Below are 1,723 nucleotides of genomic sequence, written 5' to 3'. Positions count from 1 at the left end.
ATGACGCCAGCGGCCTATGCACGGCACCTGGCAAACACAGATACGATCAACCCCGGACTCTAAACCCGACCGCTACTGAAAGCGGGGGGATGTCGGATATATCATACATTTAGACATGTGGAGGCGGTCGGGCTTGATAGGGAAGCTGTTGAGGCTGCGGTGAGGAGAGATCTTGCTCCAATTACAGATGGCATGGTGCCAGAAAAGGTATTAAACAGAGAGATTGATGCTAATGGTAAATCCGTAACGTACAGTGCCTACAAGTTGCCGGATGGGACAATCAATGTCGGACGAATCACTACCCAATGAGATTGCGGGGCGTCCATTGACACCCACAGAGAAGAGGTTGCTGTGTTTTCTACTCAAAAAGGCAGACATTATTAAAAGTAAGGCGTGGCTTGATGCCTTATTTGTAAAGCCAATGAGGGATGGTGGAATGGGTAGTTTGAGAATTTTGCCAGAATATCCAGATCAATCTTTTGGTCGACGTGCTTCAGACCTCAGAATTCTAGATAAAGATGGAGTTCCTGTTGTGGTTTCGCTTAATCTCGACTCAATGGGAAATCCGTTTGAATTGGATGTATGGAAGGTGGATTTCTCACCAGTTATCGGCCTGGATATTGAAAGTATATCTAATATATGAGGTTTTGAATAGTGCCATCCGCAGAAGCTCGCTCATGGTTCCACGCGCGCTCGGTTTAATTGACTATGCATGCGCTACCGCAAGCTGGAGCCGCTGGGCGATCTGCTGGCGGTTTGGCGAAAATCGTGCTGCGGTCGATCTGCCGTGAACTATTGGAGGTGGCGCACGGTGAGCTGTGCGATGCGAAGAGGGGCGGTCGGCCGTTTGATGATGCTGCACGAGCTGTACTCTTGGTTTAGCTTCAGATATGTTTATGAGTAAAAGTGCCTTCATAAGGCCCGAAGCGTAGCCATCCAAGAAATAGAGTTTTCTGCATGGCTTCATAGCCAAGAAGCCATGTACGTGCCGGCGTATCGGCATTGGATTTTTATTTATTTTGAATATTGCGCTTCTGATTTGTTTGATGCTTGAGTATCATTATGAGATGAGTGGCGCATTATTACGCGCGGGTCAGGTTCCATTTCAAAGCAGCATCGCCAGCACCGGCAGCGCCATCGCCGCGGTGGCCAGCCAGCCCATCCGGCGCAGCGCGCCGCGCACGGCGAACGGGCCCATCAGGCCGGGGTGGGCGGCGATGCGCATGATCGCCACCATCAGCGGCACCGAGATCACGCCGTTGAGCACCGCCGACCAGAACAGCAGGCGCACCGGGTCCACCGGCGAGAAGCTGAGCACGGTGCCCAGCGCCGTGGCGCCGGCGATGATGAGGTAGAACAGCCGCGCCTCGCCGGGCTTGCGGCCGAGCCCGGCGGAGACGCCGAAGGCCTCGGCCACCGCGTAGGCGCCCGAGCCGGCCAGCACCGGCACGGCGAGCAGGCCGGTGCCGACGATGCCGGCGGCGAACAGCGCGGAGGCGAAGCGCCCGGCCAGCGGCTGCAGCGCCTGCGCGGCCTGCGCGGAGGTGCGGATGTCGGTGACGCCGTGCGCGTGCAGCACCGCAGCAGCGGTGAGCATGATGAAGAACGCCACCACGTTGGAATAGACCTGACCTGCCCCCATCAGCCGTACCAGTGATTACTGATAAAGCCCGGGGTTGGAGGGTACTGCGTTGTTGCCGGTTTGTGCGCGATGGTTGGCGGC

The 1,723-nt window shown here is 56.4% G+C and carries 2 protein-coding genes; one reads left to right on the top strand and one right to left on the bottom strand.

The window, feature by feature from the left end; genetic code table 11:
• Positions 1–283: 283 nt before the first annotated feature.
• Positions 284–643 carry a DUF6984 family protein gene (locus C7456_RS16680; RefSeq protein ID WP_211306351.1) on the top strand — a complete coding sequence of 120 codons (360 nt, stop codon included), beginning with the start codon at positions 284–286 and terminating at the stop codon, positions 641–643.
• A gap of 462 nt (positions 644–1,105) precedes the next feature.
• Here the strand turns inward: C7456_RS16680 and C7456_RS16675 are convergent, their stop codons facing one another.
• The gene (locus C7456_RS16675; RefSeq protein WP_109724926.1) at positions 1,106–1,642 is read right to left on the bottom strand and encodes a divalent metal cation transporter; all 537 of its coding nucleotides are present in this window, start codon (positions 1,640–1,642) and stop codon (positions 1,106–1,108) included.
• Positions 1,643–1,723: the final 81 nt, after the last annotated feature.

This window comes from Fulvimonas soli, assembly GCF_003148905.1.
Classification (GTDB): Bacteria; Pseudomonadota; Gammaproteobacteria; order Xanthomonadales; family Rhodanobacteraceae; genus Fulvimonas; species Fulvimonas soli.
Note: the sequence above shows the minus strand (reverse complement) of the source record. Positions and strands in the feature narration are given on the sequence as shown.

Bases quoted from the DNA above. Each gene is read 5' to 3' on its own strand.
- C7456_RS16680 (WP_211306351.1), top strand. From the start codon at position 284: ATGTCGGACGAATCACTACCCAATGAGATTGCGGGGCGTCCATTGACA.
- C7456_RS16675 (WP_109724926.1), bottom strand. From the start codon at position 1,642: ATGGGGGCAGGTCAGGTCTATTCCAACGTGGTGGCGTTCTTCATCATG.